This is a genomic window from Devosia sp. Soil_C_22 (genome assembly GCF_057657195.1).
In genome coordinates, this window is record NZ_JBDGIY010000001.1 from 152,781 (window position 1) to 175,127 (window position 22,347).

A 22,347-nucleotide genomic window follows, 5' to 3' on the forward strand; every position below is an offset into this window, starting at 1 on the left:
GATGCAGGAGATAATTGCCCATGGATGGATGCATCATCGTCACCGGTACGCCCGGTGCCGGGAAGACCACCGTGTCAAGGCTCGTCGCTGAGCGGCTGGAGCGGTCAGCACGTATCGACGGCGACGTCATGCAGCAACTGATGGTCCGAGGCAAAGCGACGTTGCTCGACGAGGCCGGCAACTGGGCGCCTGGACCTGACGGCAGGCGTGAACTGCGGTTGCGAATGATTAATGCCTGTTCTGTGGCAAACAATTTTGCCAACGCCGGGTTCACACCTGTGCTCGACACAGTTGTGGAGACGCGAGAAGAGCTGGAGTTCATTGCCGGCCTCGTAACGGCGCGGCCGCTAATGTTGATCGTCCTCGCCCCGCCATTGGACGTTGCTCGACACCGCAACGCCACAAGGCCTGAGCGCGATCGCGTTAGTTATGATTTTGCCCATACCGCTGCCAACATGCAGAGAGAGATCGGCAACATGGGATGGTGGTTGGACACCGGTATGCTGACCGCGGACGAAACCGCCGACCTCATCGTGAGTGAGGCCTCACAGCGTGCTGTGGTGCAGTGCTAGCAGCTCCCCCAACCATGCGGTCTCTGCTTAACGCGACTGCAACCGTTGTCGCCGCAGCCCTTCGTAGAGCTGACTTTGGACGGTCGGCTACGAGCCGAAGCGTCATCTCCGGAAGGATGGCCGCGCGCCAGGCCTGAAACCACGCAAATCGGAGGTCAACGCGCTCTCGATACGCCAGTCCAGCACTGAGGAAAAAAATCTCACGGCCATCTCGGCGCACTGACATCGTGATGACGTGGGAAGGCTTGCGCCCGCCTGCTCCGGCGCCATCTCTGTTGCGGCAATTGAGGCTTGCACGGCAGCGTGGTCGTCGGGCAACTCAAGGCCCTCTTCGTCGATGACCTGAGTACCGTCCTCATCCACGTCGAAGAAGCATCTCGGCATGGTGCCCTGATAAGTTTGGGCCGATCCTTGCTCGGATCGGCCCTTGGGGGGTTACCACCCCTGCCGGTTGTACCAGTCGTCGACGTCCTTCTTGACCTCGTCCTTGGCCTTGCCGTAGCGCTCCTGAAGCTTGCCCTCAAGCTGCTCTCGGCTGCCATTGATCTGGGCGAGATCGTCATCAGTGAGCTTGCCCCATTGCTCTTTGACCTTGCCGGTAAGCTGCTTCCAGCTGCCTTCGACGCGATTCCAGTCCATGATATCACTCCTCGATTGGGGTAAGTGCACAACCCCCGCGTCATGGCTTCGTTCCGACGTGGACAGGCGAAGCGAGGTTTGGGGCAGCCGTCGGCCATGGACGGCTGCCCGGTGCATCAGCTTCGTCCCCAACTCGTCGGCCTGAGGTGAACTCAGTCGGGCAGCGCGTAGGCGATGAAGTAGTCACCGATCGGCGTCTGCATGAAGTTGTGGCCGGCCGCGTTGATGACGAGGAACTGCCGGCCCTCGGCCTCGTACACCATCGGCCCCGCTTGACCGCCGGCCGGCAGTTCGTCGGTCCAGATGGTTTCGCCGGTGTCGATGTCGATGGCGCGGATCAGGTCGTCGGTGGCCGAGGCGATGAAGATAAGGCCGCTCGCCGTGACCACGGAGCCGCCATTGTTGGGTGTCCCGATGTCGAAGGGTAGCATCGAAGGGATGCGGAACGGCCCGTTCTTACGCGCCGTGCCGAACGGTCGATCCCACAACACCTGACGCGTGTTGAGGTCGATGGCTGCGATGCCGCCATAGGGAGGCTCCTTGCACAGCATACCGGTGAGCGGCACACGCCAGCCGGCATTCACATGGATGCCGAACGGTGTTTCGGCCTGCGGGCTGATGCCCGTGCCTTGCGGGTTGTTGGCATAGCCGGGGTCGCCGCGCGGCACGATGCCGATACGGTCGACCTCCTCGCGCGGCACCAGCCGGTTATAGTTGGGGGTGTCGTTGTAGTTGGTGACGAGGATGTTGCGCTGCGTGTCGATCGCGACGCCACCCCAATCTACGCCGCCATTATAGCCAGGATACTGGATCCAGTAGGTATCGGTGGTGGGAGGAGTGTAGCGGCCCTCGTAGCTCGCCTCGTGGAACTGGATGCGGCAGAACAGCTGGTCGAGCGGGGTGATGCCCCACATATTCGCCTCGGTCAGTTCGGGCTTCAGCAGGTTGGGGAAATCGGTGACGAAAGGCTGCGTCGGCGAGAGGCGTTCGGGTTCAACGCCACCTTGCGGAACAGAACGCTCCTCGACATTCACCAGCAGTTCGCCGGTAGCGCGATTGAAGACGTAGAACTCGGCCTGCTTGGTGGGCAGCAGCAGCGCTGCTACCGGGCCATCGGCGGTGGGGAAATCGAGCAGCGTGCCCTGAGAGCCGAGATCGTAGTCCCAGATGTCGTAGTGCACCGTCTGGTAGGACCAGTGCACTGTGCCGTTGGTGACGTCGAGCGCGACGAGTGCAGTTGAGAACTGGTTCTCCTCGGCGCTGCGGTCACCGCCCCAGTAGTCGACGGCCGAGTTGCCCAGCGGCATGTAGACGAGGCCGAGTTCGTTATCACCGGACGCGATGGTCCAGACGTTCGGGGTTCCCGGCGTATAGATGTCACCCTCGGGCAGCGGTCCGGTCTGACCCGGGCGACCCATGTCCCACGCCCAGAGCAAATCACCGGTCAGCACGTCCCAGCCGCGCACGACGCCCGAGGGCGCTTCGCGCGTCTGCCCGTCGCTGACCTGGCTGGCGGTCACCACGACATTGCGCACGATGGTGGGCGGGGAGGTGGGGGAGTAGAAGCCCGGCGCTGTGTCGCCGATACCTTCGAGCAGGTTGACGCTACCGCCATTGCCGAAATCACTGCAGAGCTGGCCGGTTTCCAGGTCGAGCGCGATGAGGCGGGCGTCGAGCGTGTTCATGACCACGCGCTCCGCACAGAGGTCGGTCGCAGCAGCGGCGGTGTTCGCGTAGTAGGCGAGGCCGCGGCAGGTGGCGTTGTAGCCAATGGCGTCGGTCGACACCTGCGGATCATAGGTCCAGAACACCTTGCCGCTGGCAGCGTCGAGGGCGCTGACCTTATTCAGCGCCGAGCAGACGAACAGCCGGTCGCCGACCTTGATCGGGGTATTCTGGTTGCCGAATTTCTCGTTGCCCTCCGGCAGATCGCCGGTGCGGAACTCCCATACCTTCTCGAGCTGGGTGACGTTCTCGGTGGTGATCTGGTCGAGCGGGGAATAGCGGGTGGCGAAGTTCGATCCGCCATAGGCCGGCCAGTCAGCGCCGATCTCGGGCATGGGGAAGTTCGCGTTCGCCGCTGCAGGAGCGGCGGCCGCCGGCTGCTCAACGGGCGTGCCGGGTGCCGCCTCCTGTGCCACCAGTTCGCGATCGGAACTGTTGAGGGTGATGCCGAGGGCGAAAACGCCCACCAACGCCGCCAAGCTTGCGGCGACCGTAGTACGGCCCACTCGCGGTCCGCGTTTCAGTCCCGGCAGGCAGGCGAGCACAAGCAACAGCAGGACGAACGGCGTGAAGATGCGGGGTATTTGGGCCCACCCATTGAGGCCGGACTCCCACAACGCCCAAGCCACTGTCGCTGCGAACAGCGCCAAGTACACCCAGACGGCGAGACGCGAGCGCCGGAACAGCAGGATCGCGGTAGCCAGAAGCGCAGATCCGGCGAGGGCGTAGTACCACGACCCGCCCAGCACGATCAGGTAGATGCCGCCGCCCAGCAGTGCCAGCCCGGCGAGTGCGAGGATCGCCGCAAATACCATGATCAGCCAGAAGCCAATCCCACGCCCAGTGCTTCCGGCCATACCCATCCTCCCAATGTTCTTGTTGCAACGCGAACGTAGGGATTGGGGAGTTGTTCCGTCATTCGCCGCACCGGTCGTGCGGCAAATTCGACCTACTGACCTGACACGACGCGTTGAGCGTCTCCGCAGCGCCAGAACCTATTGGGCCGCCAAGCTGACCAGGGGGATGACGAGGCGAAGTCGGAGACCTTCCGGACGCCATTCCCTTACGAGTTCGCCGTTCAGTCCCTGCAATGCCGCGCGTTCCAAAGTCGTGCCGAAGCCTTCCCGAGGGACCCCGGATGGCGATGCGGAGGCCGATTGCTCCTCCCAGACAAGATTGAGGACTTCGTTGTCGTTCGACAGTTGAACGTCCAACTGGCCATGGGGAGTCGCTAAGGCTCCGTACTTCACTGCATTCGTTGCCAACTCGTGCAGGAGCAGTGCCAGCGATGTCAGGGCCGAACCACGAAGCACAGCGTCGTCGCCGGAAACGTTGATATGTGCGCCGCCCGGCTGTCGATGGGGATCAAAAATGGCGTCCAGGAGCTGAGTGACAGTGGTGCTGGCCGCCACAGGATCAGCCGAGCGGGACAGATCAGGCAGCGTCAGGTCGTGGGCTCGCGCCAGCGCGTTCATGCGAGACCTGAGATCGGATTCCAAGTCGGAAACCGAGGTCGCCGAACGTGCGCTGATTGAGATTAGGCCCGCGGTCAGGCTGAAGAGATTCTTGATCCGGTGGTTGATCTCGCGCAGCAGGATATCCTTGCCTCTAGCGGCATCTTCCAGTGCCGCGGCGCGAACAGCGAGTTCGTCGCGCTGGACCGCGAGCAGCTGCCTCTGGAGATAAAGTTCGACGAAGACGTCGACCTTGCTGCGGAGAATGTCAGGCTCGATAGGCTTCTGGATAAAGTCGACGGCACCGGCCTCGTAGCCGCGGAAGCGCCTTGCCCCATCCGCGGTGCCCGCAGTCACGAAAATGATCGGCACGCGTCTGGTGCGCTCGTTGCCACGCATCAGTTCCGCGAGTTCGTAGCCACTGAGACCGGGCATCTGGACGTCGATAAGCGCCAGCGCGACATCATGCTCGAGTAGTAACTCCAGCGCCTCGTCGCCCGAGCGCGCCTTGAGGAGCAGCACGTCGCTGCGCTTTAGCAGCGCTTCGAGCGACAGCAGGTTCTCCGCGAGGTCATCGACCAGAAGAAGCGGAACCGGGGACGGGTTTGGCTCAAAGGTGGTCAAGGTATTCTGCAATCGCTTCGAGGGTCATGGATTTCGCCGACGGGTTCAACGTCAGGGCTGCCTCGGGCATGGCAGAAGCAAAGGCGGAGGCAGGGGTCTGAATTATTCCTTGGCCGCCTGCGTCGATGATCGACCTCAGTCCCTGGGCGCCATCCCCATTGGCGCCGGTCAGGACGATCCCGATCAATGCAGGCCCATAAGCATCAGCGGCGCTTTCGAACAGGACGTCAATCGAAGGGCGGGAAAACAGTACAGGCGCATCGCACGACAGGGAAAACGTCCGGTCGGATTCCACCAGCATATGGTAGTCCGGCGGCGCAAAGTAGATCGTCCCAGCTGCGATGGCCTCCTTGTCCTCGGCTTCGTGCACGTCGAGCTTGCATTTGGCACGAAAGAGATCCGCCATCGCGCTCCGTCGATCGGCCGGCAGGTGCACGACGATCATGATCGGCAGCGGGAAGTCGAGGCTCAGAGAAGGCAAGAGCCTGGTCAAAGCCTCAACCGCCCCCGCGGAGGCGCCGATGGCGATCGCTTCGATCTCAGCCGGCATCGGTAGATCGCTTCTGATAGATCTTCTCTTCCCTCACGAAGTCGGCAAACGCCGCACCATGGCTGGAAAAGCGAAGGCTTTCCTTCGAGCCGATGCCAAGGAATCCCTTTCGGGCCAGTGAGTCGCTGAACAGGCCGATGGCGCGGTCCTGCAGGGCGCGGTCGAAATAGATCATCACGTTCCGGCAGGAAATGAGGTTCATCTCTCCGAACACGGCATCGCTGACGAGGCTGTGGTCGGAGAAGACGACGTTGCGGCGGAGTGTCCGGTCGAAGGACGCTCGCCCGTAAGCCGCTTGATAGTAGTCGGACAGAGAGGACTTGCCCCCCGACTTGCGGTGGTTCTCTGTGTAAAGCTGCATGCGCTCGAGCGGAAAGACGCCGCCTTGCGCTGCCTCGAGCGCCTGATGGTTGATATCCGTGGCGTAGAAGATCGTGCGATCCTCGAGACCTTCCTCTCGGAACAGGATGACGAGCGAATAGAGCTCCTCGCCTTCGCTGCAGCCGGCGACCCAGACCTTAAGAGAGGGGTAGGTCCGCAAGTGCGGCACCACCTGTTCGCGGATCGCTTTGAAGTAGCCCGGGTCGCGGAACATCTCGCTCACCTGGATGGTCAGGTAGCTGAGAAGGCGCGGCAGAATTTCCGGGTCGTGCAACAACCGATCCTGCATTGCCGAGAAAGTTGGCAGTCCAAACTGCACTCGCGCCTGCCTCAGGCGACGCTTGATCGAGGCCATGGCATAGTTGCGGAAGTCGTAGTGGTACTTGAGGAAGAGCGCCTCAAGCAGCAACCGGATCTCGATGTCCTCGACCTTATCGGAATGCGACAGCTCGCTCACTTCGGCATCCAGACACGAACCAACGACAGCAATTTTTCGACGTCCAGCGGCTTGGCCATATAGTCGTTGGCGCCGGCCTCAATGCACCGCTGCTGGTCGTCCGGCATTGCCTTGGCAGTGAGTGCGATAATCGGCAGCTTCTTCCAGGCCGGATTCTTGCGGATTTCGCGAGTGGCGGTCAGCCCGTCCATGACGGGCATCATCACGTCCATCAGCACGAGGTCGATGCCGCTGTCGGCGATGGCCAGCGCGTCCAGGGCTTCCTGACCGTTACGCGCAATCTGGATCGCTGCGCCACGCGGCTCGAGGATGTTGGTCAGGGCATAGACGTTGCGAACGTCGTCTTCGACCACGAGGATGCGCCGACCCTCGAGCAGGGCGTCCCGGTTGCGCGCCTTGCGGATCATCTTTTGCTGCTCGTCGGGCAGATCGGAGATGACTTGATGGAGGAACAAACTCACCTCATCGAGCAGCCTCTCCGGCGATTTTGCGCCCTTGATGATGATCGAGCGGGAGTACTTGCGGAGCCGTTCTTCGTCCACGCCCGACAACTCGCGCCCGGTGTAGACGATGACCGGCGGGAACGAGTAGGCGTCCTCGGCGCTCAGGGTTTCGAGCAGTGAGTAGCCGGAGGCATCCGGCAGCGACAGATCGAGGACCATGCAGTCGAACGTCTGTTCCTTTAGCAGCGCAAGGCACTCGGCGGCCGTGCTCGCCGTAACAGTCTCCACATCGCTGGAGCCAAGCAACCGCGCGACCGCGTCACGCTGGACGGCATCGTCTTCGACCACCAACACGCGATGCATGCGCTGCGAGAGCTTGGTCTCGAGCTTCTGCAGCACATCGACCAATTGCTCGCGGGTCACCGGCTTGTTGGCAAAGCCGACCGCTCCGAGCGAATAGGCGCTCTCGGTGTGGTCGCCAGCCGATACGACGTGAATCGGAATGTGCCGGGTCCGCACGTCCTGCTTGAGACGGTCGAGCACGGCCAACCCAGATTGGTCGGGCAGGCCAACGTCGAGCACGATGGCGCTGGGCATATGGTCTTTCGCCAGCCGCAGAGCCTCCTCGGCGGTGCCGGCGACGATCGACTTGAAGCCCATCTCGCGCGACAGATCACGAACGATGGACGCAAAGGTCGTGTCGTCCTCGATCACCAGGAGAATGCGTCGTCCGTCAGCTGCGGCCGCGTCCCGGTCGTCCTCGATCGTCCGCGGCACTGGCCGTTCGGTTGAGCTCGATTGCGCGACCGCCGTCGCGAGCGCCGGTGAAACCGTCATCGCTGCGGGTTCGCGCGGCGCCACTTTGGCGGGATCGTAGGTCACCGGGACAGTTACGGTGAAAGTGCTTCCACGACCAGGCTCGCTCTGCAGGCCGATGCTCCCGCCCAGCAGGCGGACCAGTTGGCGCGAGATCGAAAGTCCGAGGCCGGTACCGCCATATCGCCGGCTGATCGTGCCGTCAGCCTGCTGGAAGGCGTCGAAGACGCTTTGCTGGTGGTCCTTGGCAATGCCAATGCCGGTGTCGGAAACAGCGAGCTGGATGGCGCCGCCGCTGCCGGCGCTGATGGATAGCCGGACGCTGCCCGTCTCGGTGAACTTGATGGCGTTGGACAGCAGGTTCTTGAGGACCTGCTCCAGCCGCTGCGGATCGGTCTCGATCGTGCGCGGCACGTCGGCAGCCACTTCGACCGAGAAGTCCAGCTTCTTGTCCTGAGCTAGCGGCTGGAAGACCTGCCGAAGGTTGCCGGTGACGCGCTCCACGACGACCGTTTCGGGGCGGATCTCAACGTGACCAGCCTCGATCTTGGACAGGTCCAGGATGTCGTTGATGAGGTTCAGCAGGTCGTTGCCGGAGGACTGGATCGTCTTCGCATACTTCACCTGCTCGTCGGTCAGGTTGTCCTCGGGATTGTCGGCGAGCAGCTTGGCTAGGATGAGCGAGGAGTTCAGGGGTGTCCGAAGCTCATGCGACATGTTGGCGAGGAAATCGGACTTGTACTGGCTCGCCTGCTCGAGTTCCCTTGCCTTCAGCTCGACCGAGATATTGACGCGCTCGAGATCGTCCCGCTGGGTTTCCAGTTGCTGGGCCTGCTCCTCGAGCTGAGCATTTGTTTGCTCCAACTCAACCTGCTGCTGCTCCAGGCGCACCTGCGATTCCTTCAGCGCGCGGCTCTGCTCTTCAAGTTCTTCGTTGGAGACGCGTAGCTCCTCGCTCTGGGTCTGCAGCTCCTCGGCCTGGCGTTGGGTCTCTTCGAGCAGGTTTTGCAGCTCACCCCGATAGGCCGCCGATCGCACCGCGATCGCTACCGCCTCAGAAGCGCGGTCGAGCAGGGCGATGATCCGCTCGTCGACCGGGCGCAGGAAGCCAAGCTCGACAACCGAATTGACTTGTTCGTCGACCAGACCGGGCACGATCGCAAGATGCCTGGGCTTGTCCTGCCCAAGTGCGGAACCGAAGGCCAGATATCCTTCCGGAACGTCCTCGACAACGATCGACCGGCGTTCGCCGACGGCCCGACCAAGCAGACCCTCCCGCGGGCCGAACTTGGATGGGATGACCGCGTCCTGTGGAACGCCATGCACGGCGGCCCGCAGGAAGTTCTCGCCACTGCTCACGAACATCGCGCCGGCCACCGCGCCCGTGTACCGGGAGAGGTAGTCGAGGATGCTCTCGCCCAATTGTTCGATCGGACGATCGCCCATCATGGCAACGCTCAGGCCGACTTCACCGGACTGAAGCCATTCCTCGCGTCTGCGCGCATCGGTCGCCCGGCGCACAAGGTATGCGATCACGGCTGTCAACAGTATGCCGAGCAAGGCGGACAAAAGGGTGCCGAGGAAAGCACGCTGCTGCGCACCGTCCATCTCGGCTAGGCGAATGCCGCGAACCCGCGTCTCCTCCTGCGCCATCGAGGCGATCTGCGCTCGGATGGCATCCATCTCCTGCTTGCCCGTATCCGACCTGACCACAGCGAGCGCGGCATCGGTCTGGCCGGTGCGCATCAGTTCGATCGTCTGCGCCAACTCTGCGAGCTTGGCATCGACGCGTTGGCCCAACACCACGAGCGCTTCGTCCTGCCCGGCATTGATCGAGGTAATTCGCCCGATCTCGCCCAGCTGACCCGGAATGGCGCGAAGAGCTGCAGAGTACGGCGCGAGGTACGTCTCCTCACCGGTCAGCAAGAAGCCCCGCTGACCGGTTTCGGCGTCCTGCACGAGTGACAGGAGGACGTCCAGCGACACGATTGCCTGGTGTGTCTGGACGATCCTCTGGTTGCCTATCCGAAGCGCGTCGAAGTTGAGGTACGCGATCACGCCGCTCGCGACGAAAAACAGAAACGCGGCGACGAGGCCCAACGCTACGCTCAGGTCCAGACCGAGTATCTGGGTCGATGTCTTGGGGTCTTGCCGACGGTTCATTGGAAAGTCTGCCTGTGAGGGGCGCGTTGTGTACGCAGATACACGGGGATCGTGCTCCACGATAGCCAGCGGGGGTAGGACGTCGGTATCGCATTCCAGCGATCCCGGGACTGTCATATGTTAGTCTAACGCTGAGCAAAACAGCGGCGCGCCGAGCTTTTACGCAACCGGCTCGCGGAATGGACGTTCGGATGCCCACGGAGGGCCTCCGGATCACTGCAGACTAACTTCGAATGGACTAACCGTGGCCGTTGCTAGCTCCGTACTCGTTGTTGAAGATGAACCCTTCATTCGGCTGGATCTGGCCGACTTTCTGAGGAGCGAAGGCTTCAACGTGCGTGAGGCCTCGAACGCCGACGAGGCAATCGGCTTCCTTGAGCGCTACGACGACATCAGGCTGATCATCACCGATGTCGATATGCCCGGAAGCATGGACGGGCTGAAGCTCGCCCGGGCCGTGGCTGATCGATGGCCGCCGGTCAAGATAATCGTGGTTTCAGGCCATCGACTCGTCGAGATCACAGATATCCCGGACGGGAGCGTATTTTTCGCCAAGCCCTTCCATCAGCCCCACTTGGTCACCTCAATGCGCGAACTTCTGAGCTGAGAAAACGGACGTTCGGCTGGACTAAACGCTACCGCAACCGAGGGCCGCGTTCGCACGCGTCAAGGCTTTGACGTGCACAAAAACTGCGCGGCGCGACCGGTGTTTAGGCGCTGGTGATCGTTCGAAGTGCACGCTAGGGTTGGCATTCAATCCTCGTACGGACTTGTATCAAGAGACGGCTGGTGTAGCACTGCCGCAACAACAAGCAGCAGGCAGGACGTTTCCATTGTCCAGAAAGCAGCGCGACAAGGCGCTCAGCATCTATGACATTGCCCGGGATCTTGGGATTTCATCGGGGACGGTATCGCGTGCCTTCAACAACCACCCCGAAGTCAGCCGGGCGACGCGCGAGCGCATCCTCGCCAAGGCGCGTGAGCTCGGATACACGCCGAGCCCGCTGGCGCGGGGCCTCGCCCGCAACGTGACCTCCGCCATCGGCATCGTCATCCCGACCGTCTACGATCCATTCTTCCTCGATTTCGCGCAGGGCGTGCAGCAGGCGGCGGCCGAGGCCGGCGTGGCGGTGATGATGTCGTTCACCGACCATGCCGAGGAATCGCTGCACTCCGCGGTGCGCTCGTTCGAGCAGTTCCGCGTCGCTGGCGTGCTGCTGCTGGGCGGCAGCGGCCAGCACGATGTCGAGCTCCGGGCACAGTTCCCGCAACTGCCCGTCGTGGTCGCGCTCCGGCGTTCGCAGGAGTCGACCTTTCCTGCGGTGTTCATCGACCACAAGCGGGGCGCGCTCGACATGATGCGGTTTCTCGCCTCACGCGGGCATGATCGCGTCGGCTATGTCGGCCTGCCGCCCGTCACCCAGGCGGCGCTCGAGCGGCTTGCCGGCTATCGCGAGGCGATCGGGGCGCTCGGTTCGGGATCCGGCAGCGAGCTCGTAGCCGAAGGCAATGCCTTTGCCGACGGGATTTCGGCGACCAACCGGCTGCTGGCCGAAGCCAGGCCCAGCGCTATCTTTTTCGCCAGTGATGCGTTGGCTACCGGCGGGCTGCACGCGCTGGCACATCGCGGGCTGCGCATACCCGACGAGATCGCGGTTGCCGGTTTCGGCGACATCATCTCGTCCCCGGTGACAGTGCCTGCCCTGACCACGGTACATGTGCCGATGCGCGAGATTGGCGCCCGTTCGGTGGCGCTGCTGTTGCAGATCCTCGCCGGCGGCGAAGACGTCACCCCCGATGTGCAGCTCGAGACCACGCTGGTGGTGAGGGAATCCGCCTGAGGGGCCGCCGAACGGCCAATTGTCAGGTCACTTTCCGGCATCTGAAATGAAGTGATTGACACGGAAATCGATCGGCTTTAGCAATCTCCGTAACCGGTTACGGAAACGACCGGCACAGGAGGAGAGTTGCGTCGCATGCTGGTGCGCGAAGTTGTTTTTGTTGGCCAAAATCAGGTCGAGGTGCGGGCACGCGAGGCTGAGGTGAACCCCGGCCCGCGGCAGGTCCTGCTCAGGACGCTATACTCGTTCGTCTCGACCGGCACCGAGCGCGCCAAGCTCACCGGGCTGCAGAAGATCGCCTATCCATGGGTGGCCGGAAACCGTGCTGTGGCCGAGGTGGTGTCGGTCGGCAGCGACGTGACCGACGTGAAGCCGGGCGACCGGGTGCTGGCGCACACACCGCACACCAGCCACGTGCTGACCGATGCATTCCGCGTCGCCGTGCCCGAGGCAGTGTCCTCGCAGCAGGCCGCGGCGACGGCGCTGGCGCTGGTGGCCATGACGGCTTTGCGGGTGAGCCCGCCGGAGCTGGGCGACAGCGTCGTGGTGGTAGGGCTCGGTCCGGTGGGGATGATCGCGGCGCAGCTCTACGAAGCGGCCGGGGTGACCGTGGTCGGGATCGATCGGGACCCGGGCCGGCTGGCGCTCGCCAAGACCCTGGGCATCAGCCACGGCGTACTGGCCGGGACCGCTGACACACTGGCTGCGGTGCGGGCGGTGACCGGCGAGGACGGAGCGCACATCGTGATCGAGGCGACCGGCATCCCATCCGTGGTGGCGCAGTGTTTCGACTTCGCCCGGCAGGGCGGCGACCTGGTGCTGCTCGGTTCGCCGCGCGGCGCCGAGGTGGTGGACATCACCCCGATCCTCGAGCGCATGCATCTATGGCGGCCGCACAGTTCGGTGACTGTGAAGGGCGCCCACGAGTGGCAGTTCCCCTCGTACCGCACCCCGTTCAATCGCCACTCGATGGAAGAAAACGCGCACGCCATTTTCGGGCTGATCGCGCGTGGCCGGCTCGATCTGTCGCGGGTGATCGACCATGTCGTGCCCGCCGCCGAGGCGCCGCGCGCCTATGAAGGGCTGCGCACCAATCCCGGCCAGTGGTCGGGCATCCTGTTCGATTGGACCGCGAAATGATCCCGCTCGCCTACGGCACATACGGGCTGGGTGCAGTCGCATTGGATGTTGCCATTCCTGCCATCGCGGCGGCTGGCTATGAGGCTGTGGAGCTGACCCTGGCCGATGGCTATCCCGATGTATCGCGACGGATCGCGGTGCAGGACGGCGCGGTCATTCGCCAAGGTATCGCCGACGCGGGACTTGAGCTAACCGCGTTCCTCGCCAAGGACACGGTGCTGCCCGGTGCCGATCGCGCCGGCATGGACGATGACACGCTCGGCGCGCTGATCCAGTCCGCGCACCACTGCGGCGCAGGCGACGACGCGATCATCACCTTCACCATGGGTGGCGCGCGCGCCGAATGGCCGGCACGCAACGAGGAACTGGTCGAGCGGCTGCGCCAGCTCGGCGATATCGCGGTGCGCGAGGGCGCGGTGCTCGCCGTCGAACCGCATGTGAAGGGCCTGATCGACGCGGTCGACCGCGCCGTCTGGCTCATGCAGACCGTGGACCACCCGGCCATCCGGCTCAATTTCGATATCAGCCACTACGCGCTGCCCGGGGTCGAGTTCGACCTCGAGGACGCCGCGACCCGGCTGCTGCCCTATGCGGTGCACGCGCACATCAAGGACAGCGTGCCCACCGAGAGCGGCTTCTGCTTCGTCCTGCCCGGCGCCGGTTCGCTGGATCTGGCCCGGTATTTCGCGGTGCTCGGCCGCCATGGCTGGAGCCGGCCGGTGACGGTGGAGGTGAGCGCGATGGTGTTCAACGCGGCGGGCTACGACCCGCTCGATGCGATCAGAACCAGTTTTTCGGCCCTCGATGCCGCTCGGCGCGAGGGAATTTCGGCAGGGCAGCGCGCCCGCGCCTGAGACTTTATCTGGGAGGAGAAGACATGACCTTGGATTTCCTGAACCGCCGCCGGTTCCTCGCACTATCGGCCGCCAGCGCCACCGTTGCCGCCACCTTCGGCCACAGTACGTCGTCGCTCGCCGCGTCCGACCCGGCCTCGTGGACCGGCACGCTGAAGATCAACGAGCGCGCCACGCCCAACAAGATCGCCTACTGGGAGCAGTTGGGCGCGCGCTTTATCGACGAGGCGCCAAACCTGCAGGTCGTGGTCGAGTCGAGCGATACCGGTACCAATTACGACACCAAGCTGCTCACTGGCTCGATCTCCAAGACCGTCGGCGACCTCGCCTGGCTGGTGACGACGCAGAACTTTAACCTGTTCCAGTCCAAGGGGCTGGTGCTGCCGGTGGACGAATTCGTCGCCGCCGACGGGCATGACCTGTCGCCGTACCTCAAGGCCGCGCTCGATGCGGTGACCATTGACGGCAAGCTCTACATGATCCCGACCGGCTTTCATGGCGGGCCGATCTCGATGTTCTACAACAAGAAGCTCTTCGACGAGGCCGGTGTGGCCTACCCGACGCCGGAATGGACACTGGCCGAGTTCGAGGCTGCGGCGGCGGCGCTGACCAAGCCGGAGAACGACCAGTTCGGTGTGGTGCTGCCGCTCGATAACCCCGAGGCACTGGTGGTGCTGGCGCGTTCGTTCGGCGGCGACGTGCTCAAGAACAACGGCACCGAGAGCGCGCTGAAGGACGATGGCATACGCGCCGCCTTCGAGTGGATCGCCGGGCTGATCAACGACAAGAAGGTGATGAAGCAGCCGGCCGAGCTGCCGCGCCTTGCCTCGGGCTCAATTGACTACAATGGCTTCTTCGGCTCCAACAAGGTGGCGATGTGGCAGGCCTCGCCCTGGCACGCAAACATGCTGCGCACCGCGCTCGGCCCCGAGGCGTTCGCCGAGACCTACGACATCGCGCTGATCCCGCAGGGCCCTGCCGGTCGCGTCGGCCAGCTCGTGGTCGAGGGCTATCCGATCTTTTCGACCACCAAGAATCCGGATGCCGCCTGGGCTTTCACCAAGCTGGCGACGAGCAAGGAGGAGGGTATCGCGCGCATCGCGCATGGCTTCGTCGCCGCACCGCGCGAGGATGCCATCAACGACGCCGAGATGGTGGCGAACGACCCGATCTACGCCTTTTACAACCGCGCCGTGATGGACAATCCGCCGCCGCCCGCCTCGGTGCCGGCCAACAACAAGATCACCGAGATGTACGCCATGATGAAGCTCGCCTTCGACGGCGTGTGGAGCGGCGACCAGACCGCCGCCGACGCGCTTGCTGCCGCCGACCAGCAGCTCGCCGATCTGTTGAGCCAGGCATGAGCGAGATGACGGCATCTGCCGGCGCCACCCCGGCGGCCCGTCATCGCCTCGCGGATCGCAAGCCCATGCGGGCAGGCGTCCGCGAGGCCCTGTGGGGCTTCTGTTTCATCAGCCCCTGGCTGGTCGGCACCTTGTGCCTGACGCTCATCCCGATGGTACTGTCGCTCTATTACTCGTTCACCAAGTACGACGTATTTTCCTCGCCGCAGTGGATCGGGCTCGCCAACTACGCGCGGCTGACATCGCAGCCGATCTTCTGGCGGGCGCTCACTACCACGCTGGCCTACACCGCCATGCTGGTGCCGCTGTCGGTCGGGCTGTCGCTGCTCTGCGCCGTGCTGCTCAATGCCCGGGTCAAGGGCCGGGCCTTCTTCCGTGGCGTGTTCTTCTTCCCCTCGCTCGTGCCGTCGGTCGCCGCGGCTTATCTGTGGCTGTGGATGCTGAGCCCGGAATTCGGGCTGGTGAACAGCGCTCTCGAGCTGGTCGGCATCCACGGTCCGAACTGGCTCGGCTCGACCGATACGGCGCTGATCTCGGTGGTGATCATTGCGATCTGGGGCGCCATTGGCGGCACCATGATGATCACCTTCCTCGCCGCGCTGCAGAGCGTGCCCAAGGAGCTCTACGAGGCGGCCGAGATCGATGGCGCCAGCCGCTTCGTGCAGTTCGTTTCGATTACTGTTCCACTGATAAGCCCGACCATCTTCTTCAACCTGATCATCGCCACCATCGGCTCGTTCACGGTGTTCGACATCGTCTACGTGACCACTGGCGGCGGGCCGCAATATTCGACCTACACCTACTTCATGCACATCTACACGACGGGCTTTCACAGCTTCGATTTCGGGTCGGCCTCGGCCATGACCTGGGTGCTGACGCTGATCCTGTTCGTGCTTACGGCGATCCAGTTCCGACTGCAGCGCAAGTGGGTCTACTACGGAACGGAGGTCTGAGATGAGCGCGGATGTGAGCCATGCGCGCCCGCACCGGGCCGGCGGCAAGGTGCTGCTCTACGGCATGCTCGGGCTGTTCACGCTGTTCTTCCTGACCCCGCTGGTCTGGGCTGTGCTGGCCTCGCTGAAGTCGCCGGCCGAGCTTCAGCAATATCCGCAGCCGCTGTTCCCCAGGGAGTGGCTGTGGTCAAACTGGATCGACGTGTGGACGCTGCTGCCGCTCGGCACTTTCTTTGCCAACACGATGATCGTCACCGTATTGGCGCTGGCCGGCCAGCTGCTCAGCTGCTCGCTCGTCGCCTATGGCTTTGCGCGCTTCCGCTTTCCGCTGCGCCGTATCCTGTTCGGCGTGGTGATCGCGGTGCTGATCCTGCCCGGGATCAGCTACCTGATCCCGCAATACGTGATCTACACGCAGCTGGGCTGGCTTGACACCTTCCTGCCGCTGGTGGTGCCGTGGTGGGTGGCGGCGGGCTCGGGCAGCGCCTTCTCGATTTTTCTGTTGCGGCAGTTCTACGCCAACATCCCGCGCGAGTTGGAAGAGGCGGCGCTGCTCGATGGCGCGAGCTACCTCAGGATCTGGTGGTCGATCATCCTGCCCCTGTCCAAGCCGGCGCTCGGCGCGGTGGCCGTGCTCGGCTTCATCTGGCACTGGACCGAGTTCCTGCAGCCGCTGATCTATTTGCAGTCGCAGAGCAACTTCACGCTCACGCTGGGCCTGAGGTTCCTGCAGACGGGCGCCGCCGACACCACGGTCACCTCGCAGAGTACTGACCAGTACCTGATGGTCGCAACCCTGCTCGCCTGTCTGCCGCCTCTGCTGCTGTTCCTGTTCGCGCAGCGCCAGTTCATCCAGGGCATCAACCTCAGCGGCGGCAAGGGCTGACGCTTTTCTCTCTCCATGCGGAAGTTCGACAAAATGCATAGCAACAAAGTCCTGATCATCGTCGGCGATGCGACCGAGACGGTCGACACGCTGTACCCCTACCTGCGCCTGCAGGAGGATGGTTTCGAACCCGTCGTCGCCGGCCCGGAAAAGCGCCAGTTCCAGATGGTGCTGCACGAGATCAAGCCAGGCTGGACCATCACCCGCGAGTGGGAGGGCTACACGATCGACGCCGACATCGCCTTCAGCGAGATCGACGAGACCGAGTATGCCGGCATCTTCTTTTCCGGTGGCCGGGCGCCCGAATATATCCGCGACAACCCGGACCTGATCCGGATCACGCAGCATTTCATCGATAGCGGCAAACCGGTGGCCAGCATCTGCCACGGTGTCGAGATCCCGGCCCGCGCCGACCGCGTCCGCGGCCGCCGCATGGCCTGCGTGCCAAAATGCCAGTTCGACCTCGAAGTGTGCGGCGGCATCTTCGTCAACGAGCCCTGCGTCGTCGACGGCAATATCGTCTCGGGCCGCACCTGGCACGACCACGGGCCGGTCATCGGCGAATGGATGCGCATGCTGAAGCGCGAGAACGAGCGCCGGCCAGATCAAGTAGAGGTGGCGTGACCAATCCCGCACGCCGGTTCACGGAGGGGAGCATCTATTTCAGATTGAACTGCGTCCTCGAGACCATCGAATTGTCCCTGAACGACGCCGTCATGCTGCCGAACCGGGTGTTCTGGGCGTCCCACTGGACGGTGATGTGGTTGCTGCCCATCAGGGCCATCTGGGAGATGACTTCGCCCTCGCAGCCGACAATGTCGCGGACCTCGCGATAGGACATGCCGGGCCGCATTTCGTAGAACTCGGCCAGTGTCGCACCACACTTGGTCTGTACCGGCGGCTTGGTGGCAGGGGCAGTCTGCGCCGCCTCGCCATTGTTGGTCGTGCGGATGAGCACCACGGCAAGGAAGGCGACCGCAGCGAGCGCAGCGTACCTGCTCCAGTCGAGCAGCAGCTTTCTGTCCATCGGCGCGGGTTCATCGGTCTCGGTCCTGGGAGCAACCGCCCGGGCCGAAGGCGATGGCGGGCGGGTTGCATTGCGGCGGCCGAAGGCTTTTGTCTGTGTCATGGGATGCCTCGTTGGTGTTCTCAAGACAGTACAATCCGTTCCTGTCGAAGTCCGTAACGTACGTGTGCAATTTGACGTCTATCGAGAACAATCCGTTCTCATGGACATCTTCGCCAACCGATTGCGTGAACGGGCAGCCCAGCTCGGAATCTCCAATGCCGAGGCGGCTCGCCGGAGCGGCCTCGACGAGCGCCGGTATGCCCACTACGTGACTGGCCGCCGGGAACCGGACCTGGAAACGCTGGTCCGCATCGCGCGGGCATTGGGCACCTCGCCGAGCTGGTTGCTCGGTGAGCCGTCAGCCGAGTCATCGCGTGGCGGGCTGCTGGAGCGGCTGGTCATGGCCGCCGAAGCCATGTCCGAGGCAGAGCTGGCCATCACCATTGTCCAAGCCGAGGCCGTTGCCAGGAGAGGCAGCTAGGCTCCTGTCCTATCGCAAAGGCCACACTGGCTGGCGGATCGCTAGCTGCACGTTCCGGCACCCGCCGGCGCTCCGACGCGGCACACGCAATTGTGTCCGCCGCGCAACTTTACCCCGCCCCTCATGTGGCCGACGATACTCTCGATGTCGGGAGCTGCCTTGGCTTCCAGTTGCCGGTATCGACCCGTTGGGAGGGTTCGGACCAAGCCCTCTTAGCCGCCTTGTATGGGCGATTCCGGAGTGTCTACGGCCGGGATTGGCGAGGCGGTGCGTGGAATGCATCTGTCTTTCCACGAACTGATGGAGACGTCCGCGCATCGCTCGCTGCGGGTGTCTCCATCGCCTCTATGCGGATCTGCCTACCTGGCGCGTTGGTCAACACCGGAGAGCTGAGTAATGACTGACGGCCACGTTTATTTGACCATCACCGTGGTCGAACTCGTGCCGACCGTCACGGTATGAGCTGGCTGCGTCGACGACGCCGGTCGTCCGATCCGCCGCCAGCTGCGACGTACTACCTTACTTACCGCATGCAAACCGGAATGGGACGCCTTGAGGCACGTTCCAGCGAAGAGCTAGGGCGCGTACTTGCCGAGATCCGCTTCGCCGGTGGCTCCGACATCACTGTCGTCGACGCCGTGGGGCGCTTGGTGATCTTCGATCCAGGTGGCAACAAGTAGGACTGCCTTACACCCTTTGGGCATGGCGAGCGTTGTCGCTTGAAATGTGGACGGCACTTCAGGGTTTCTGCCCGAAGTCGCCTCGCGCGTAATTTTCGCGCAACGAACGCGTCTCGCGTGACGCCGTCGTGCCTCGCCCGCCGAGCATAAGAAATCCTTGAAATCGCTGGACTGGCTGCGCGATCGGAGCATGAGTACTGCACGTGAAGTGCACCAGCACCTCTCTGCCCGGCAGGTCTGGCCGGGCCTGTGTCAGTGCATCGGGAGCAATGTCGCTCCGGGTGAACTGAGGAGAGAGCTGATGGCCTCGAAACTTAACGATACGAAGCGAACGATCCTTGCCGGCGCGGCGTCCCGCACCGACCTGCATGTGCTTCCCCTGCCGGAGACCCTGAAGGTGTCTGAAGCGATGGCGAATAGGATGGTGACGGAGCTGATCGGCGCCGGGCTGGTTGCCGAAACGCCGGCTGCAGATCAGGCAGTCGTGTGGCGCGAGGCCGACGAAGCTCGAGTGACGCTGGTCGTCACCGAGGCTGGCCTGAAGGCCATCGGCCTCGAGCCTGGATCTGCTTCAGAGGAGCAGTCTGGCGCCGACGAGAAGGTCTCCAAGCAGGATGTCATATTGGCTTTGCTGCGCCGGCAGCAGGGCGCCTCGATCGCGGAGATGACCACGGCCACCGGCTGGCTGCCGCACTCGGTGCGCGGCTGGATGTCGGGCACGGCGAAGAAGCGGTTGGGGCTGGAGTTCATCTCCGAGAAGGGCCCTGACGGCATCCGCTATTATCATATCGCGCCGCTCAAGAGCACGAAGGCGGCCTGAGCATGATGGACGACCTGCGCGACGAGGATTCTGCACGGCTCGATGACGTCGAGCCATCCGCAGGCCGTCCACTGGGCAAGAATGAAGCGCTGCGGTCCGAGATCGCAGCGCTTCAACACCTTGACCTTGGCGAGCTGCGCCAGCGCTGGCGAACGCTCTATCGCACCTCTGCCCCTCAGGGTTTTCGGCGTGACCTGCTGATCCGGGCCATTGCCTACAAGCTGCAGGAGAAAGCACTCGGTGGTCTCGCACCAGCCACGCGGCGAAAACTGCTGCGGATCGCCAAAGAGGCGGAGGCCGGAGGTGGCTTCACCACTGCTGATGCACCGCGGACTCTTCGGCCCGGCACCCGGCTGATCCGCGACTGGAAGGGGGTTACGCACTCCGTCGAGGTCCTCGCCGACGGCTTCGAGTGGAATGGCCGCCGCTTCACCTCGCTGTCGGCCGTTGCCAAGGAGATCACCGGCACCAGCTGGAACGGCCACACCTTCTTCGGGGTCGGCAAGACCGGGAGCAAGATCAATGGCTGATGGTTCTGCAAAACGGCTGCGCTGCGCCATCTACACCCGGAAATCCAGCGAGGAAGGGCTCGAGCAGGAGTTTAACTCGCTCGAAGCCCAGCGCGAGGCCTGCGAGGCCTACATCAAGTCGCAGGCCCATGAGGGCTGGGTGCTGGTCCCCGACCATTTTGATGATGGCGGCTTTTCCGGCGGCAACACCGAACGGCCCGGCCTCACCGCGCTGATGGACAAGGTCAGGGCCGGCGAGATCGACGTCATCGTCTTTTACAAGATCGACAGGTTTACCCGTTCACTGACCGATTTTGCAAAACTCAACGAGGTGCTGGAGCAGCACAACGTCTCCTTCGTCTCGATCACCCAGCACATCAACTCGACCAGCTCTATGGGCCGGCTGATGCTCAACGTGCTGCTCAGCTTTGCCCAGTATGAGCGTGAGCTGACCGGCGAGCGCATCCGCGACAAGGTGGCGGCCAGCAAGAAACGCGGCATGTGGATGGGTGGGCCGATCCCCCTCGGCTATGACGTGAAAGACCGGAGCCTCGTTATCAACGAAGCGGAAGCCGCAACGGTTAGGCGCATCTTCGCGCTCTACCTCGATCTCGGCAGCGTCCGGCTGGTCGAGGAAGAGCTGCGCACGCTCGGGCTCACCACCAAATCCTATGTCGCAAAGTCCGGGCGGCAGATGGGTGGGATGCATTTTACCCGCGGGAATCTCTACAAGATCCTCGGTAATCCGCTCTATGCCGGCGCCGTCTCGCACAAGGGCAAAAACCACAAGGGACTGCACCAGGCGATCATCGACCGGCCGACATGGAACCGGGTGCAGCAGATGCTGCGGCTCAATCAGCAGGGGGTTCGCAAGCGCTCCAATGCGAAGCATCCCGGGCTGCTGAGCGGGCTGATCGTCGATGAGTTCGGCAACAAGCTGACCTCGACCCATACGGTCAAGGCTGGCCGGCGCTATCGGTACTATGCCAGCAGAGCATCGACCGCGCGGGGCGCCCACAACCGGCCGGTGAGCAGCTATCGGCTGGCGGCGGCCGACATCGAGCCAGCGGTCATTGCCGGCATCGTGGCGCTGTTCGCTGACCAGCCGCGGCTGGTGTCGGCGCTGGGGCTGGATGCCGCGTCGCCAAACGAGATCGCGATCGCGCTCGAGATGGCGGCTGCTCTTTCGACGGAGCTGCAGCAAGGTCTACCGACCCAGCAGCGTGCGCTGATCGAGCAGCTGGTCGACAAGGTGCAGGTGGGCAAGGACCGGTTGCGCATCGAGCTGCGGCCGGCAGAACTGCGCTGGCGGCTGCTCGGAGATGACGGTGAGGCTCACGACGACCCGCTGGTGATCGAGGTGCCCACCTCAGCACCGAGGCATGGGGTTGAGAGGCGGCTCGTGGTCGAGGCTTCGCACCACGTCGGTGGCCCCATCAAGGACGCTGCTCTCATCAGGGCTGTGGCCTGCGGGCGAGCCTGGTTCGAGGAGCTGGCCAGCGGCAAGGCCACCTCGTTCAGAGAGATCGCCGAGCGGGTCGGCGTCACCGACCGCTATGTCAGCCGGGTAGTGAACCTGGCCTTCCTTGCGCCGGATGTGGTGGAGGCGATCCTGCGGGGCGAGCAGCCGGCGGGGATGTCGGTCAAGGCGCTGACCGTTGATGGTGACGTGCCGCTGGGGTGGCGTGGATAAGCCAGAATATGCCGGCCACTCGGCTCGTGTCGCCTTCTGCGCGTCATGAAGTCGTATGGTCGGCGATCGTGTCGCCGTCGGGGTAGCGACATATCAATGGGTTAGCGGCGCCTAATACCAGATACCGCCGGCAACATCAGTCCTGCCGAAGCCCTTTCATCGCGACTATTCCGCGACATGCCTCGACTTCCGCGCCGGTCGGCGGCGGCGATCCACAAAACCTTCGTAGCTGC

22 protein-coding genes are annotated in these 22,347 nt (G+C 63.6%); 14 read left to right on the forward strand and 8 right to left on the reverse strand.

The genetic code is table 11. The features are described from left to right. Positions 1–20 precede the first annotated feature (20 nt). Complete coding sequence (locus AC3A6I_RS00660) at positions 21–572, forward strand: AAA family ATPase (protein WP_487541076.1); 552 nt, start codon at positions 21–23, stop codon at positions 570–572. 102 nt (positions 573–674) lie between these two features. On the opposite strand, the gene AC3A6I_RS00665 is transcribed toward AC3A6I_RS00660, so the two are convergent. The 7 genes from AC3A6I_RS00665 to AC3A6I_RS00695 all read right to left on the reverse strand — a co-directional run bounded on the left by AC3A6I_RS00665 (position 675) and on the right by AC3A6I_RS00695 (position 9,824). Further along, complete coding sequence (locus AC3A6I_RS00665; protein WP_487541077.1) at positions 675–956, reverse strand: DUF6894 family protein; 282 nt, start codon at positions 954–956, stop codon at positions 675–677. 51 nt (positions 957–1,007) lie between these two features. Next, a complete protein-coding gene (locus AC3A6I_RS00670; RefSeq protein WP_487541078.1) occupies positions 1,008–1,211 on the reverse strand; it encodes a CsbD family protein in 204 nt (67 codons plus the stop codon). A gap of 152 nt (positions 1,212–1,363) precedes the next feature. Further along, positions 1,364–3,793 carry a membrane-bound PQQ-dependent dehydrogenase, glucose/quinate/shikimate family gene (locus AC3A6I_RS00675; protein WP_487541079.1) on the reverse strand — a complete coding sequence of 810 codons (2,430 nt, stop codon included), beginning with the start codon at positions 3,791–3,793 and terminating at the stop codon, positions 1,364–1,366. Positions 3,794–3,931: 138 nt separating this feature from the next. Next, positions 3,932–5,014, reverse strand: coding sequence for a response regulator (locus tag AC3A6I_RS00680; protein ID WP_487541080.1), 1,083 nt, complete (start codon positions 5,012–5,014; stop codon positions 3,932–3,934). Further along, complete coding sequence (locus AC3A6I_RS00685) at positions 5,001–5,564, reverse strand: chemotaxis protein CheB (RefSeq protein ID WP_487541081.1); 564 nt, start codon at positions 5,562–5,564, stop codon at positions 5,001–5,003. The genes AC3A6I_RS00680 and AC3A6I_RS00685 overlap by 14 nt, the downstream gene beginning before the upstream one ends. Further along, positions 5,554–6,402, reverse strand: a complete 849-nt coding sequence (locus AC3A6I_RS00690; RefSeq protein WP_487541082.1) for a CheR family methyltransferase — start codon at positions 6,400–6,402, stop codon at positions 5,554–5,556. The genes AC3A6I_RS00685 and AC3A6I_RS00690 overlap by 11 nt, the downstream gene beginning before the upstream one ends. Next, on the reverse strand, positions 6,399–9,824 hold the full coding sequence (locus tag AC3A6I_RS00695) for a response regulator (protein WP_487541083.1): 3,426 nt from the start codon (positions 9,822–9,824) through the stop codon (positions 6,399–6,401). Before AC3A6I_RS00695 ends, AC3A6I_RS00690 begins: the two co-directional genes overlap by 4 nt. Before the next feature lie 244 nt (positions 9,825–10,068). On the opposite strand from AC3A6I_RS00695, the gene AC3A6I_RS00700 reads away from it, so the two are divergent. The 8 genes from AC3A6I_RS00700 (at position 10,069) to AC3A6I_RS00735 (ending at position 17,486) form a co-directional block, all read left to right on the forward strand. Continuing rightward, positions 10,069–10,431, forward strand: a complete 363-nt coding sequence (locus AC3A6I_RS00700) for a response regulator (RefSeq protein ID WP_487541084.1) — start codon at positions 10,069–10,071, stop codon at positions 10,429–10,431. Positions 10,432–10,657: 226 nt separating this feature from the next. Then, on the forward strand, positions 10,658–11,665 hold the full coding sequence (locus AC3A6I_RS00705) for a LacI family DNA-binding transcriptional regulator (RefSeq protein ID WP_487541085.1): 1,008 nt from the start codon (positions 10,658–10,660) through the stop codon (positions 11,663–11,665). A 135-nt stretch (positions 11,666–11,800) separates the two neighbouring features. Beyond that, complete coding sequence (locus tag AC3A6I_RS00710; protein ID WP_487541086.1) at positions 11,801–12,805, forward strand: zinc-binding dehydrogenase; 1,005 nt, start codon at positions 11,801–11,803, stop codon at positions 12,803–12,805. After that, positions 12,802–13,659, forward strand: coding sequence for a sugar phosphate isomerase/epimerase family protein (locus tag AC3A6I_RS00715; protein WP_487541087.1), 858 nt, complete (start codon positions 12,802–12,804; stop codon positions 13,657–13,659). Before AC3A6I_RS00710 ends, AC3A6I_RS00715 begins: the two co-directional genes overlap by 4 nt. A gap of 23 nt (positions 13,660–13,682) precedes the next feature. Further along, on the forward strand, positions 13,683–15,023 hold the full coding sequence (locus AC3A6I_RS00720; RefSeq protein ID WP_487541088.1) for an ABC transporter substrate-binding protein: 1,341 nt from the start codon (positions 13,683–13,685) through the stop codon (positions 15,021–15,023). Further along, complete coding sequence (locus AC3A6I_RS00725) at positions 15,020–15,976, forward strand: carbohydrate ABC transporter permease (protein WP_487541089.1); 957 nt, start codon at positions 15,020–15,022, stop codon at positions 15,974–15,976. Before AC3A6I_RS00720 ends, AC3A6I_RS00725 begins: the two co-directional genes overlap by 4 nt. A 1-nt stretch (position 15,977) precedes the next feature. Beyond that, complete coding sequence (locus AC3A6I_RS00730) at positions 15,978–16,862, forward strand: carbohydrate ABC transporter permease (protein WP_487541090.1); 885 nt, start codon at positions 15,978–15,980, stop codon at positions 16,860–16,862. A gap of 33 nt (positions 16,863–16,895) precedes the next feature. Further along, positions 16,896–17,486: a DJ-1/PfpI family protein gene (locus tag AC3A6I_RS00735; RefSeq protein WP_487541091.1), complete on the forward strand. Its 591-nt coding sequence runs from the start codon at positions 16,896–16,898 to the stop codon at positions 17,484–17,486. Between the two features lie 34 nt (positions 17,487–17,520). Here the strand turns inward: AC3A6I_RS00735 and AC3A6I_RS00740 are convergent, their stop codons facing one another. Continuing rightward, a complete protein-coding gene (locus AC3A6I_RS00740) occupies positions 17,521–17,889 on the reverse strand; it encodes a hypothetical protein (protein WP_487541092.1) in 369 nt (122 codons plus the stop codon). Between the two features lie 202 nt (positions 17,890–18,091). Here AC3A6I_RS00740 and AC3A6I_RS00745 point away from each other — a divergent pair, with 202 nt between their 5' ends. The 5 genes from AC3A6I_RS00745 (at position 18,092) to AC3A6I_RS00765 (ending at position 22,114) form a co-directional block, all read left to right on the forward strand. Further along, positions 18,092–18,412 (forward strand): helix-turn-helix domain-containing protein, encoded by a 321-nt coding sequence (locus tag AC3A6I_RS00745; RefSeq protein ID WP_487541093.1) that lies wholly within the window; start codon positions 18,092–18,094, stop codon positions 18,410–18,412. Positions 18,413–18,954: 542 nt separating this feature from the next. Beyond that, positions 18,955–19,092 carry a hypothetical protein gene (locus tag AC3A6I_RS00750; RefSeq protein WP_487541094.1) on the forward strand — a complete coding sequence of 46 codons (138 nt, stop codon included), beginning with the start codon at positions 18,955–18,957 and terminating at the stop codon, positions 19,090–19,092. 301 nt (positions 19,093–19,393) lie between these two features. Further along, entirely contained in the window at positions 19,394–19,912 is a 519-nt protein-coding gene (locus AC3A6I_RS00755; RefSeq protein WP_487541095.1) for a DUF3489 domain-containing protein, read from the forward strand. A gap of 2 nt (positions 19,913–19,914) precedes the next feature. Then, the gene (locus AC3A6I_RS00760) at positions 19,915–20,442 is read left to right on the forward strand and encodes a DUF2924 domain-containing protein (RefSeq protein WP_487541096.1); all 528 of its coding nucleotides are present in this window, start codon (positions 19,915–19,917) and stop codon (positions 20,440–20,442) included. Continuing rightward, positions 20,435–22,114, forward strand: coding sequence for a recombinase family protein (locus AC3A6I_RS00765; protein ID WP_487541097.1), 1,680 nt, complete (start codon positions 20,435–20,437; stop codon positions 22,112–22,114). Before AC3A6I_RS00760 ends, AC3A6I_RS00765 begins: the two co-directional genes overlap by 8 nt. Positions 22,115–22,347 lie beyond the last annotated feature (233 nt).